The sequence below is a fragment of the Maridesulfovibrio sp. genome, assembly GCF_963666665.1.
GTDB lineage: Bacteria > Desulfobacterota > Desulfovibrionia > Desulfovibrionales > Desulfovibrionaceae > Maridesulfovibrio.
In genome coordinates this window covers 3955282-3969288 of the sequence record NZ_OY762999.1, presented here as the reverse complement: position 1 = coordinate 3969288, position 14007 = coordinate 3955282, and the positions used below count along the sequence as shown (strand labels likewise).

Annotated in this window: 11 protein-coding genes; 3 read left to right on the top strand and 8 right to left on the bottom strand. The window is 48.4% G+C overall.

Going from position 1 to position 14007, the window contains the following annotated elements; translation table 11 throughout:
- Nucleotides 1–5 precede the first annotated feature (5 nt).
- Both ACKU40_RS18155 and thpR read left to right on the top strand, forming a co-directional pair.
- Complete coding sequence (locus ACKU40_RS18155) at nt 6–1247, top strand: carbohydrate porin (protein ID WP_320174195.1); 1242 nt, start codon at nt 6–8, stop codon at nt 1245–1247.
- Between the two features lie 23 nt (nt 1248–1270).
- Nucleotides 1271–1825, top strand: a complete 555-nt coding sequence (thpR, locus tag ACKU40_RS18150; RefSeq protein WP_320174194.1) for an RNA 2',3'-cyclic phosphodiesterase — start codon at nt 1271–1273, stop codon at nt 1823–1825.
- 59 nt (nt 1826–1884) lie between these two features.
- Here the strand turns inward: thpR and ACKU40_RS18145 are convergent, their stop codons facing one another.
- The 4 genes from ACKU40_RS18145 to ACKU40_RS18130 all read right to left on the bottom strand — a co-directional run bounded on the left by ACKU40_RS18145 (nt 1885) and on the right by ACKU40_RS18130 (nt 6522).
- The gene (locus ACKU40_RS18145) at nt 1885–3234 is read right to left on the bottom strand and encodes a trypsin-like peptidase domain-containing protein (RefSeq protein WP_320174193.1); all 1350 of its coding nucleotides are present in this window, start codon (nt 3232–3234) and stop codon (nt 1885–1887) included.
- Between the two features lie 5 nt (nt 3235–3239).
- Nucleotides 3240–4088: a zinc metalloprotease HtpX gene (gene htpX, locus ACKU40_RS18140; RefSeq protein ID WP_320174192.1), complete on the bottom strand. Its 849-nt coding sequence runs from the start codon at nt 4086–4088 to the stop codon at nt 3240–3242.
- 113 nt (nt 4089–4201) lie between these two features.
- On the bottom strand, nt 4202–4873 hold the full coding sequence (locus ACKU40_RS18135; RefSeq protein WP_320174191.1) for a HAMP domain-containing sensor histidine kinase: 672 nt from the start codon (nt 4871–4873) through the stop codon (nt 4202–4204).
- Nucleotides 4870–6522 (bottom strand): cache domain-containing protein, encoded by a 1653-nt coding sequence (locus ACKU40_RS18130; RefSeq protein ID WP_320174190.1) that lies wholly within the window; start codon nt 6520–6522, stop codon nt 4870–4872. The genes ACKU40_RS18135 and ACKU40_RS18130 overlap by 4 nt, the downstream gene beginning before the upstream one ends.
- 250 nt (nt 6523–6772) lie before the next feature.
- Between ACKU40_RS18130 and ACKU40_RS18125 the strand changes: the two genes are divergently transcribed.
- Nucleotides 6773–11269, top strand: a complete 4497-nt coding sequence (locus ACKU40_RS18125) for a FecR domain-containing protein (protein WP_320174189.1) — start codon at nt 6773–6775, stop codon at nt 11267–11269.
- A gap of 63 nt (nt 11270–11332) precedes the next feature.
- Here ACKU40_RS18125 and ACKU40_RS18120 read toward each other — a convergent pair whose 3' ends face one another.
- From ACKU40_RS18120 to ACKU40_RS18105, 4 genes are read right to left on the bottom strand one after another with little or no spacing between them, the layout of a single operon-like run.
- Nucleotides 11333–11593: a hypothetical protein gene (locus ACKU40_RS18120; RefSeq protein ID WP_320174188.1), complete on the bottom strand. Its 261-nt coding sequence runs from the start codon at nt 11591–11593 to the stop codon at nt 11333–11335.
- Entirely contained in the window at nt 11590–11835 is a 246-nt protein-coding gene (locus tag ACKU40_RS18115; protein ID WP_320174187.1) for a hypothetical protein, read from the bottom strand. Before ACKU40_RS18115 ends, ACKU40_RS18120 begins: the two co-directional genes overlap by 4 nt.
- Before the next feature lie 31 nt (nt 11836–11866).
- On the bottom strand, nt 11867–13204 hold the full coding sequence (locus tag ACKU40_RS18110) for a tetratricopeptide repeat protein (RefSeq protein ID WP_320174186.1): 1338 nt from the start codon (nt 13202–13204) through the stop codon (nt 11867–11869).
- 38 nt (nt 13205–13242) lie between these two features.
- Nucleotides 13243–13995 (bottom strand): ribonuclease Z, encoded by a 753-nt coding sequence (locus tag ACKU40_RS18105; protein WP_320174185.1) that lies wholly within the window; start codon nt 13993–13995, stop codon nt 13243–13245.
- Between the last annotated feature and the right edge of the window lie 12 nt (nt 13996–14007).

Here is a 14007-nt window from a genome sequence, read left to right as displayed (position 1 = left end):
TCCCGATGAAAAAGACGCTGTTCCTGATTCTCCTCCTTGTTCTCTGCTGCGCGACAAATGGAATCTGCCGCGACTCCCTGCGCAAAACCCTGAACCTGCATGGACAGGCGGAAGAACGCCAGTCTGTGTTGTTTAAGGATTTCCAGCAATCCTGGAATGAAGTGCAGAATGCCACCGGGCCTCTGACCATTGAAGGAGACGTGCTCGGCTATATTCAGGCATACGGAAACAGCAAGATTGACGGAGAGACGCAGGACGGCAACGAATACGGCGCTTTCAAAGCCCGGCTCAGACTGCACTGGGAACCGATTGAAGACGGGAAATTCTTCTTTCAGGTTCAGGGCGGTGTTTCAGACATACACAGCAATCCCTCCAGCCGTGGAATGGTGCTCTCACCACTGAACTCTCAGGCATCCCGGACCAGCCCCGGTGGACAGGCATCCATTTCAGATGTGCTTTACACCCAGCACTTCACAGACAAAAAAATGTTTGTATCCCTAGGCTGGACTGACCCTGAATCCTTCATGGATGAAAACCGCTTTGCCGGAAACGGACGTATCCAGTTCGTCAACTCCATGTTCAACAATGAGCCGATCTTTGACGGAATTGATACCAACCTACCCATCGTTGCTGTCGGCTTCAACCCGGAAGAGCAATTCAAGTTCACCATGCTGGCCCAAGCCACAACTTATGCAGGAAGACCCGGCGATCAACGCAAAGGCGACTTTGAAGATATGGCCGACAGTCCGCTCATCGGCGGACAGCTGACATATTCCCCCAGCTTTGGTAAACTGAAAGGTAATTACCGCATCTTCGGCTGGACTAACACGTATGACCAGCCGCGCATTGATGGAAGTGAAGATTCAACGAACTGGGGTATCGCCTTTAACATGGATCAGGACATCACCGAAGATTTCGGGATATTCGCAAGGCTGGGAAAAGGTAACGGCGCGATAAACGACATCAGCTGGACATGGTCGATCGGTACTCACTGGCAAGGCCCGATCCCCGGAAGGGAGCAGGATGTCTGGGGTGTTGCCGCAGGTGGCGTGCAAGGCAACAAGCATACTGCCAACAAAGACATGGAGTTCCATTACGAGACCTACTACCAAGTCAAGCTGACCGACAATTTTTCAATTGTCCCGGACCTGACCTACGTAAACAACTCCAACGCCAACAGTAATAATGATGATATAATGTTCGGAATGTTGAAATTATTCTTCACTTTTTCCACACCCGGTTCATAAACACCTTAACAGGTTGGGATAATATGAAAAAGATACGCACATTTATCGCACACCCCGTACCCGAGGAGTGGAAAGGAATAATAAGGGAAGCTTCCTGCAGCCTGCATGAAGGGCTGAAATCAAAAATCGCATGGGTTAAGCCTGAAAATATGCACTTCACCCTGAAATTTCTCGGTCCAATAGGGGAGGACAAACTTGCAGAGGTGCAGGGAGTACTCAAAAAAATCCCGGTTGTAAACTTCAAAATTTCAACAGCAGGAGCCGGCTTCTTTCCGGCACTTGAAAAGCCGCATGTGATCTGGATTGGACTTGAACAGGGCGCCAAGGGATTCTGCTCTACCGCTGCAACAATTGAGTATCAAATGGCAAAGCTGGGCTTTGAAGAAAAGGGAAAATCCTGCCACGCCCACCTTACTCTGGGACGGGTCAAAAAAATTGCCAAGGATGACTGGGTCGCACTGGCTGAAAAGATAAACGGCATTGATTTGCCAGAGGCAGAGATAAACGGCTTCACTCTCTACAAAAGCGAGCTTACACCGGACGGACCTATTTATTCTGTGCTTGAAGAGTATAAGTAAAGAAAAGGCGGACAATCCACTTAGGACTGCCCGCCTTTTCTTTTATATTCAAAACGGCTCTAGCTATTCAATTTAACGTAATAGAAATTACGCCCACGCTGAACCTTGAGCATGACTTTGTTGTTCATACGGTAGCGCAAGAAGGAATCAAGAAAATCCTTTTGCGAGCCTACCATATGGTTGCCGATCTGGTGAATCTTGTCACCGGGTTGCAGGCCGAGCCTTGCTGCTGCACTGTTTTTACGCACCTTGCTGACCAGCATGCCCCGCCCGCGAGAATCATTGTCCACAACCATTCCCCAGCGTGTCCATGCCTGAGACCTGACCTGCTGCGACTCCAAAGATTGTGGACGGACCACAATATTCCGAACTTTGCCATCGTGAAGAACTTCAAGATCAACATCCTCACTGCGGGTCTGAACCCGGAGCAAGGCAAGGTATCCGGCCTTATCCTCAACCTCGATACCGTTAATCTTCAAAATAACATCACCGGGTTTCAAGCCCGCATAGGATGCCGGAGTATCCTTATGGACATCGGTAACCAGCATCCCATAAACACGAGATAGACCGAAATAGCTCGCTGCCCCCTGATCAAGATCTTGACCGCTCAGTCCCAGCCATACCGGAGAGACCTTACCGGATTCGAGCAGTTCCTTGACCACACGCTTGGCCCGGTTGATGGGAATGGCAAAGCCGATCCCTTCTGCACGGGCTTGAATGGCTGTATTGATACCGATCAGGTCACCCATGATATTCAGCAGCGGTCCGCCGCTGTTACCGGGGTTAATGGCGGCATCAGTCTGGATGAAATCAGTATAAGCACCCTCTTTTGACTTAACGGTGCGCTTAAGAGCTGAAACAACCCCGGTAGTCACTGTATGGGTGTAGCCGAAGGGGTTACCGATAGCGATGACCGTCTCACCGATATAAATATCCGACGAGTCGCCCATGGCAACCTGCGGCAGATTGCCCGCACCTTTAATCTTGAGGACTGCAATATCAAAATCCGCATCAGAACCGACAATCTCGGCAGGATATTCCTCGCCGTTGATCATCCTGACTTTGATATCACTTCCGCCTGAAAGGACATGGGCATTAGTGAGCACCAACCCTCGGCGACCGTTAATAATCACCCCGGAACCGGTGGACTGAGTACGGAACTTACGTTTCTGGGTCGGGAGGCCTTCGAAGAACAGCTCAAGCCCCTGCCCTCCGAACATCTGTCCGAACGGAGAAACACCACGCTCTACAATACTGGTAACATTGATATTCACAACAGCCGGAGCGGTCTTCTGCACCGCCCGTACTACAGGTGTCACGCGCAGGGAATCATTCCGGGCAGCAAGGGCCGGCTGGGTCATAACTACAGCGAGCAATGCAAGTATGAGACTTTTTAACGCGCGGTTCATATCAATTATCTTCCAGCCATGGACATGAGTCTGGCAATGCGGTCCTCAGTAGAGGGGTGGGTGCTGAACCAGTTTGCCATGTTTCCGCCACTGAAGGGGTTAACGATGAACATGTTTTCAGTTGCCGGGTTGGCGTCCATGGGAATGTTGCGCGCACTTGCATCCAATTTGTAGAGTGCGGACGCCAGCGCCTTAGGATCACTTGAAATCTGTGCTCCGGTGGAATCAGCAAGATATTCACGGGAACGGGAGATTGCCATCTGAATCAGGGAAGCGGCAATAGGTGCGAGGATTGCCACAAGAATCGCAGCAAAGGGGTTGGTTCCGCCTTCCTCGTCATCACCGCCGAAACCGAAAATTGCAGCCCACTGCATCATGTTGGCGACCATCATAATCACCCCGGCCAGAACTGCCGCAACGGACTGGATCAGGATATCGCGGTTCGCTATATGTCCGATTTCATGGGCAATAACACCGCGCAATTCTTCAGGAGTCAGGATACGCATGATCCCGCTGGTCACTGCTACAACGGCATTTTCAGGGTTGCGTCCGGTGGCGAATGCGTTAGGGGCATCCTGATCAACCACATAAAGGCGCGGGGTGGGAATTCCGGCATTGGCAGCCAGTTCTACGACCATAGCGTGTACCTGAGGAGCATCGTTGGGAGAAAGCTGGCGAGCTTTATACATGGAAAGAACGATTTTATCGGAATACCAGTAGCTGCCCACGTTCATGAACATGGCAAGGCCAAAGGCAATGACAAGCCCGGTCCGTCCCCCCATCAATCCTCCGAGAAAGAGAATGATAGCCGTAAGCGCGGCGAGCAGGAAAAAAGTCTTGATCTGACTGGTCATATTAAAATCTCCTGTTTTTTTATCTTGATAGAAAAATACCGCATCGGAATCGATGCGGTATATGAAAGATATGATTTAATACCATTCAGTCAAGAGATCGTAAATCAATAAAATCATTCCTCAACAATAGTATCCTTGGGCAGGACAATAGTAAAAGCAGTACCCTGACCTTCAACACTGGAACAGTTAATAGTTCCGCCAAGCCTTGTGTTAACCAGATTATAAACGATGCTCATTCCCAACCCAGTTCCGCCTGCACCGCGCTTGGTGGTGAAAAAAGGTTCGAAAATCTTATGCACATTGGCTTCGCTCATTCCCTTACCGTCGTCAGTGTAGCGGATAACAATACCTTCATCGGCAACCTCTACTCCGATATCAATATTCCCAGCCTCAACACCCTCAAATCCATGGATCAGGGTATTTATAATAAGATTCGAAAATATCTGCATAAAAACACCGGGATAAGTATTCAAAACCAGATCGTCAGCACAATTGATATTGATCTTATGCTGGGTTCGCTTGTACTTGGAACGCAGGCTGAGCAGGATTTCGTCTATGTATTCACGGAAATTAATGGTCCTTTTCTGACCTGAAGCCTGATCCGCGGCCACCTGCTTAAAAGTACCGATCAGTTCTGCAGCCCGATGCAGATTAAGCATGCTGGACTTAGTGGCCTCCCGCGCTACGGATATAAACTTATCAAAGTCAGACTTACGCAATTGCCCTGAATCAAGCTTCTTTGAGATCTCATTCAGCTTCTCTTCCATAAAACTGATGCTGGTCACACTAATCCCACCGGAGTGTTGATCTCATGGGCAACTCCGGCCACAAGGTCACCGAGAGCTGCCATTTTTTCAGACTGAATGAGCTGGTTCTGGGCATTCTCAAGACGTTCCACGGAGCTGCGCAGCTCGGCAGTCCGTTCCTCAACCTTCTGTTCAAGATCACGATTTAATGAGCTCAACTGATCCTGAACCGAACGTAATTCAGAAATATCCTTGCCCTCAGCAAGCAGAAAAAGCATTTTTCCATCAATATCAAAGGCCGGCTTCAAGGAAAAATCAACATACCGGGAACTTCCGTCAGGAAGATTTGTCTTCACTTCCCTGCGGACAATATGCCCGTTGGCGGCATTCTTGATGTCTTCTTTTAAATTCTCCCGCAGTGACGGCGGATCCTGCCACCAAGCTCCTTCCCAAAAAGGACGATCCAGAACATCCTCAGCAGCGATATCTCTGATATCAAGAGCTGCTCTGTTCACTTCTCTGAGATTACCATCCAGATCAACTACCCCCATGAACTGGAGAGACTGGCTGAACACGCCCCTGAACATGGCTTCACTCAGAGCAATCTGTTCCTGCGCTTCCTTAAGTTCTGTGACATTGTGACCTTCGACGATGAGAAAAAGGACTTTACCGCTGTCATCGACTACCGGATTTGCGGAAAAATCAACATAAATGACCTGCCCACCTTGTCCTTCATGTCTAAATATCCCCTTGCCCACACCGCCAAATGAAGCAACCTGAATCAATTCCTTCAGTTCACGCTGTGCAGCCAGAGAATCCTCCCACCACGGGGTTTCCCAAAGATAATGTCCGATGACCTTATCATTTTCACTGCCAATGAAATCCAATGAGGCTTGATTGGCAAGCAGCAGGACGCCTTCAGGACTAAGCACTCCCATAAACTGCTGACTGTGATTAAAGATACCTTTGAAAAGGGCCTCACTTTCCTGAATATCCTTCCCGGCTTTTCTGCTTTGGACGATAGTGTAAAATGAGAGCAGGGAAATCAGCCCCAGAATGCCAATGGTCATCATGATCAATTCACGATTCCGTGCGGCAGCCTCGGACTCAAGGTCATCAAGATACAGCCCGGTTCCCACTATCCACTTCCAAGGATAGAACCTCTGCACATAGGAAATTTTAGGAACTATTTTATTGGGTTGATCCTGCCATTGCCAGTGATAATCCACAAATGCGGAACCATCTTTCGCTGTAGCATTGATCATCTCAACAATGAGCAGCTTACCCTTAAAGTCAGCAAACTTAGACATATCCCGGCCATCCAGCTCCGGCATATATGGATGCATAATCATTTTGGCATTAAAATCATTAATCCAGAAGTAATCCTTGTTATCAGGTCCAAAACGCATCATCCCGATTATTTCAGCACCCTTCCTCCGTGCTTCCTCGGTAGAAATAATGCCTTTGAGTTCCTGATCGCGCAAATGGTCAAGAACACCAATGGCAACCTGAGTCATATGTTTTAAGGATTCTTTACGCTGGAAGAGTAGAGCGTCCCGAACCGCAGGCATATGGATAGCAAAGATAACAATGATAAAAAGCAGCAAAGAAGCAACCGTAGGTACGGCAACCCTCAACCAAACAGGACTTCTACGTCCTATCCCCTTGCTTTTTTCAAAAACACCCATGCATTTCTCCGTACTGTACGAGGAATATATATTAGTTCTGCAAAGTTAAGTGTACACTATATGACAGACAGAATACAACTTCTAAATTTAACGTAGAAGCACTTACCGCTGACAGGCATCAACATTCAGCAATTAAGCCCGATATCACTTGCTCGCGTTGCATTTTTATTTTAAAAATATAAATTCTTGCTTCATTATTATCTAAGACAAATTAATTTTCATAAACAAGACATAAAAAACAAAGAACACAATGCCTGTTGAACAAAACCATCCTCATGAAATCGGAGTAGTTACCGGGGTTTCCGGTGACGCCTACGCTCAAACCTCTTCCGGGACACGTATCCTTGAACCGGGAAGTCCTATTTATCAGGGCGAAGAACTGGTCACCGGAGGAAACGGTAATGTTGAGGTACGTTTTGCTGATGACACCCTGATTTCACAAGGCGCCAACTCCCGCATTGCACTTGATGACTACGTTTATGATCCCGACGGCGGAGAATCCAGTTTTCTGGGTGATATTGCCCAAGGAACCTTCCGTACAGTTACAGGTAAAATTGCCGAACAAAACCCGGACCGTTTCAAGCTCGGTTCACCGCTGGCGACCATCGGTATCCGCGGAACAATTATTCTCAGTGAAGTAAGCAGCGATGGCGAAAAACACGGTGTTGAAGAAATTCATGCCGGTAAAGCCATGCTCCTGCAGAGTAAGGCAACCGGTGCAATACGCCAGCTTTTTTCCGGCCAGATGGTCGACGTCGGCAAATCCGGCATACTCAGCCCCGTGCGCTCACTCTCCACGCAGGAACGGGATAACTTCCGTAAAATCGCTTCCGAGAACATCAGGCAGGAACAGGAAATCCGCGAACAGCAGGATGACGACCAGCAGGATGATCAAATTGATGAGCAGAATGACGAACAGCAAAATGATGAGCAGCAAGGAGAGCAGCAGGACGGTCCCCAAGAAGAACTTCCCGGCGATGTAGATCCGGGCGGAGGAGATCCCGGAGCACCAGTTAGTGACGGGGGAGTACTGCATCCAGGACAAGGTGTACTGGACCCGGGCGATGATGCTCTTGTCGGTCAACAAAAATTTAACCCAGATAAAATTGACCAGCCTCCTGAACCATTTGAGAAACCAGAAGTTGAAGAACGGGAAGGAAACGAAAGCCAACAGGAAGAACAACAGCAAGAAGGTGAGGACGGCAGCTCTGGAGACACCGACGGCGGTGAAACTGAAGAAGGTAACAATACCAACCAGCAAAATGAAAACGAAGCTGAAGATGCAAACACAGACAATGATGACACCGGAGATACCGAAAACGACGATACCGGCGGGGAGTCAGAAGACACTGAACACGACATTCACGGCAGCGGCCTCATAGAAGGCACAAACGAAGCCGATACTATTACCGGCAGCAGCTCCGATGATACAATTAAGGGACTTGGCGGCAACGACACCCTTTACGGGGAAGCCGGGGATGATGAACTTTTCGGCGGTGCCGGAAATGACTCCTTGTACGGCGGCGCGGGCGAAGACATGCTCAACGGCGGGACCGGAAACAACTACCTTGATGGAGGTTCAGGCGAATCCCATGAAACAGATTTCGCGTCTTTTGCCGAGCAGGAACACGGTGTTACCGTAGACCTCAGCAACAAAAATGACGCAGGTGAAGTAACAGTTACCACCGATACCGGACACGATGTGCTGGTCAATATTGAAGGTGTGATCGGGACCAATCATGAAGATACTCTCGTAGGTGATGAAGGCGTCAACAGATTTAACCCTCTACTCAACTCTGATTATGACGGCAGCACCATGGAATCCATCAATGGCGGTGACGGCAGTGACTGGATTCAATTCGAAACCATTGACTACAGCGTAGACATCACGCTTAAACAATCAGAGTCCTCCTATGCCGAACTCAAAGACGGCTCAACAGTAAAGAGCAAGATTAAGCTTTCCAACATTGAAAACGTACAAGGTTCCAGTCAAGCTGATAAAATTACAGGCTCGGATGAAGCCAACACTTTGCTGGGCGAAGCAGGCAATGACTCCATTTCCGGTGGGGCAGGAGATGACAGTATCGACGGTGGGACCGGCAATGACTTCATTTCCGGTGGTGAAGGAGCAGACATCATCGACGGCGGGGAAGGTATAGATTCCCTGAGCTACGACTACATTACCGCCGGAAGCGATTTCGGCATAGACATTACCCTCTCTGGTTCCGGGAAAGGAACGGCTAAGTTGGTCGGGGCGTCTGATCCTGAAGACACATTCACCAGTATTGAAAAAATCCTTGGTAGCGGAACCCACGACACCTTCAACGGCAGTGATGCAGCTGACACCTTTGACGGCAACGATGGTGACGACAGGATATACGGCAATGGCGGCGACGACATTCTGGCCGGCGGAGCAGGCAGCGACCAAATTTACGGGGGCACCGGAGCAGACTCCATCTCTGGCGGCAGTGGAGCCGACGTACTCTATGGCGAAGCTGATAATGACTCGTTATCAGGCGGTGCTGGTGATGATTCCATTTTTGGTGGGGATGGTGACGATTTCATTCAAGGCGGAACCGGAAACAACGTACTTCGCGGAGGGATTGATGGAACTTCTTCAGGAAATGACTCTCTCTCCTACCTAGGGTTCGATAGTGTAAACATTATTGTCGGCGATAATACTGCAAACCACACCCTATCTGATGATACCGGATCTGATTCTATTTCCGGCTTTGCGACCTACATCGGATCAGACGGAAACGATGAGTTCATAGGCGATGCCGACGGAGACACCTTTATCGGTGGCAAAGGAAACGATATCTTCAATGGTGGTGATGGCAACAACCTGTTCATAGGCGGAGAAGGAACCGACACCATTTCCTTTGCTGATTCCAGTACCGCGGTGACAGTTACTGTTCAGGAAACAGGCAATACCACCGTTACCCATTCCGGCGGTGAAGACGTTTTCAGCGGCGTGGAATCCTTCATTGGTTCCGCACAAGCAGACACCTTCAACGGCAGCAGCAATGATGAAACTTTTTCCGGAGAAGCTGGCAACGATACCATATACGCCGGAGCAGGCAACGACACCTTGAGCGGAGGAACCGGAATCAACTATCTGGACGGTCAGGGCGGCGACAAGGACTTTATATCTTTTGCTGATGCAGGCTCAGGTGTAACCGTAGCTCTTGACGGTGCCAATGAAGTGACTTTCGGCGGAGGAGCAGGTACCGATGTATTTCTCAACATAGAAGGAATCATCGGTTCCAAGTATAACGACACCCTTACTGGAGACGATAACGACAACTACTTTAAAGTAGGATTGAACGATAATTTTAATTTAGCAACTCCCTCTACCTATGAATCAGTGACCGGAGGCGGAGGTTCTGACTGGGTCCAATTCGATGATCTTTCCAGCCAATATTACATTGTTGCTGAAATGAACAGCAACCATGTTTTCGTTAAAAGCACCAGCGACAATAGTGTTGTAAACAAAGTTATACTTTCCAGCATTGAAAACCTGTTGGGAACATCCGGCAACGACACTATAACCGGATCATCAATAGCCAACACCCTTGACGGTGCAGCCGGGGATGACAGCATCTCCGGTGGAGACGGAAGTGATGTTCTTTATGGTGGAATCGGAAATGACAGCCTTGCAGGTGAAAAGGGAGATAACACTCTGGATGGCGGCGAAGGATACGACCGCATAGAGTATTCAGCTTCAACCAGCGGGGTAACCTTCAATATCAATGACTCCGGTGGTTCAGTTACCCATTCCGATGGAACGGACCAGTTCAGCAATATTGAAATCTACCAAGGCTCTGACCATGACGACATCTTCAACGGCAGTTCCAACAGCGAAACCATGATTGGTGGAGACGGAGCCGACTCTTTCACTGGTGGTGGAGGCAATGACCACATTATTGCAGGACTGGGCAACGACTCCATAGACGGTGGAAGCGGTATTGACACCCTTGATTATAGTGACACAAGCAAGGCTGTAACAATCATAGCCGATACCGGTAGCGGCAGTGGTACTGCCGAACGCCCGGACTACTCAGAAACTGACACTTTCAAAGGAATCGAACACTTCATCGGTTCTTCATGCGATGATTCTTTTACCGGCTCTGATGCTTCAGAAACATTCGAAGGCGGCAACGGAACAGATAATATTGATGGCGGGGGCGGAACAGACTTCATCAGCTTTGCAGGACTTGGAACAGGCATAAATATTGATCTCAGCAACAATGCTGAGGGATCAGGAAACCTTTGCACGGTCACATTAGGCGGGGGGAATGACACCTTTAAAAATATTGAGGGAGTTATCGGATCCAACTACTCTGACACCATTACCGCAAGTTCATCTGGCACTTCCACCATACAAGGGGGCGGAGGAGCTGACACAATAAACCTTGTAGACGGCAAAGCTACCCAAATTCTCTATACTTCCCTTTCCGAAGGCGGAGATACTATCAACAATTTTCAAAACCATGATACAGATGCCACTAACAGTGATAAATTCTGCTTCAGCGGTTCAGACTTTGACAGCTCTGCCAGCTTTTACACTTTCGATGACGGATATACGGATAGTGCCAATATAGGCACAACCAGTGCGTACTTTATCTTCGATGACAACAACCAACTTTGGTATGACTCCAACGGAGACCAAGCCGGCGGAGCAACCATGATTGCCCAGATTGCCAGCGGGGACGATGTCACAGCTGACGACATCAGCTTTACTTAAAAAAACAAAAGCGCCCTATCCTTCCGAAAAAAGATAGGGCGCTTAGACTTTATCTTCTAAAATTTATCTTCTTAAATTTTTTTCGCCGCCTTTCATCTGAGCATCTACGACCATACTCTCATAGGTAGTGATCTGATTCTTGACCCTGCGCAACTTCATTAAAGCTTTTTTCTGCTCCGCCATGGCCCTTGCGTGACGGCTGCGCAAACTGGCCTCCTCAGCCTTGAAAGCCTTGATTGTATCCCTATGCCAACTGGTAATCATCCTGTTTATAACCAGTGCAGAGAGCATAATCGCTGCGCAAATACCGAACATTAGAATCATTTTTTGCTCCTCGCATCATTCAAACTGCTCTTCAAATCATCAAGACTTCTGGTTGCATCAGCAATTTCGCGATTAATCTGAAGCGTACCTTTTTTTAACTTGCCGACCTTGAATTCCACTTCATCACGCAAATTATCGATTTGGATTCTTCGTTGACCTATATTTCCACTAACATTCATATAGCGACCATAAAGAATCATAAAGATGAGAAAGCCGAAAACAAGTGCAATTAAAAAATACATGAAACTTCCTGATAAAAACTGAAGAGTATGACTAGCCCTGCGGCGATTCGCTCTTTTTAAGCAGAGCTTTCAACTTATCATCATCCGGGAATTCAGTAAGAGCTTCCCCAAGGACTACACGGGCTTCATCATTCATACCGACCTTGAGAAAAATTCCGACAATATTGCGGGCCACAGACGCTGCACTTTTATGGATCATCCCATCAGAACGCACCGCCCGCTTAAAATACTTGGCACACTTGGCGTACTCTTTACCATCACTGTACGCCAGACCGATATTATAAAACAGTCCCGGCTCGTTGGGAGCAACCCTGAGCGCAGCCTGATAGTTTTCCACTGCCTGCATCCACTTACCCTGTTTCCGTAAGGCAATGCCCAACCTGTTGTAAGTCTCCAGATCGTCTACGCTCAGGTTGCCGGATTTAACCGACAGCAGTTTGGCGTAGTATTTCTCAGCCTTTTCCGGGGCCACATCAAAGAGGGACTCCGCAATTCCGCTCATAACCTGTGAAAGATAATTGTGAGCCTCTTTCACAGCGCAACGCACAGCCTGATCAAAATATGTTTCAGCATCATCAAGCTCTTCGCGCTCCAGATGCACGCGGCCAATCTCGCACTTCCGCTCAGTATTAAGCGGACTGATGGAATCAAGCTTTTTCAAATAGTGCAGATACTGGTCGTTATCATTACCCTTGTAGAACTCAGCCAGCTTCTTGATCGGCTCCATGAACACCTTGGACTGCTCATGGGCTTGCAGATATGATTTCAAGGCCTCATCACGCTGGCCCATGCCGGACTGGGCATCACCCTGCAGCATCAAGGCAGCGGGGCTATCAGGCTTGATCTCAAGGATCTTGGCACTGACCAGCAGGACTTTATCAAGCTCACCGTTACGTAAAAAAGTCTTCCCGGCTTCAACCAATTGCGCAAGCTTGCCCTGCGGCTTGATTGTAAAGGCCAGCTTCTGGACCAGACTGTCTACGGAAACGGGTTTGGTAATGATGTTGTTCGCCCCGAGTTCATGGAGAAAGATGAGCTCTTCCTGACTGGTTTCATCAGTGAGAACTACCACTTTAATTTCAGGAAATAACCTGCGGATGTTCAAGATAAAGTCAGCTGTAGGCCTACCCTTTACCAACCTTTCCACAAAAACAAGTACCGGCTGTTTAGCACTGATCTTATCCTTGATTTCGGATAAACACGGAGCCTGATCCTGATAATAAGCCAAGCAATCCCGGCGGATAGCTAAAATTTTATGCAGGGTACCGCGCAGCAGCTTATAAAATGAAGGCTCGTCACTGAGCAGAACTGTAAAGCCAGCCTGTTCTTCATAAAATTCGCGTACTATCTTATCATATTTTGTTGCCACTTTAGCCTCGCTGCGATGCAATAAAACTGTCGATACCATCAAAGTTCGACGCAACATCCTTCTTCAGGCAAAAACATTTCACACTCATCAACCTGCGCCAGTATTTCCATAATCTTATTACTACTGCAGGTTCGCACAAAAGGCTCCAAATGCACAAGGGCTACTTTTCCCATTCCAGCTGAAGATGCAAAATCAATACATTCTGCGACACTGGAATGACCTTTTACAATCTCATCCAGCCCATATGATTCGAGTATACCAAGGTCAACATTTAGTCCATTGCTCCGGCAATTTTCATCCAGCTTTCCGTCTCCGCTGTAAAAGACAGACTTGCCCGCGCATTCAAGCCGCAAACCCAGCGCAGATTCTGAATGATCCATCACACAGGTTCGCAGATTGAATCCGGCAATGCATTTCTCATCCCCGGGGCTGAATTCATGGAAACAAACATTAAATCCGAGCTTTGCCCGCATGGTCGGATAGGCTAAGTCTATAAGCCGAACAACCTTATCCTCGATCCCCAGCGGACCGCAAACATGTACTTCCTTCGTTCGCCCTGACGTCAGAAAGGAACCAAAAAGAAAGGGCAGCCCGAAAAAATGATCGCCATGAAAATGAGAAATCCAGACAGCATCAAGCAGGGATGGATCTTGGAGCGCACGCATGCATTGATGTCCGGCATTGAACCCGCAATCGAGAAGTAGAGTTCGTTCTTCGGCAGTCACCAGAACGGAGACATTAGTCTGCTTTGCGTCGAATGCGGAGCCTACGCCCAGAAAAGTGCACTTCATAAATCCTGCTGC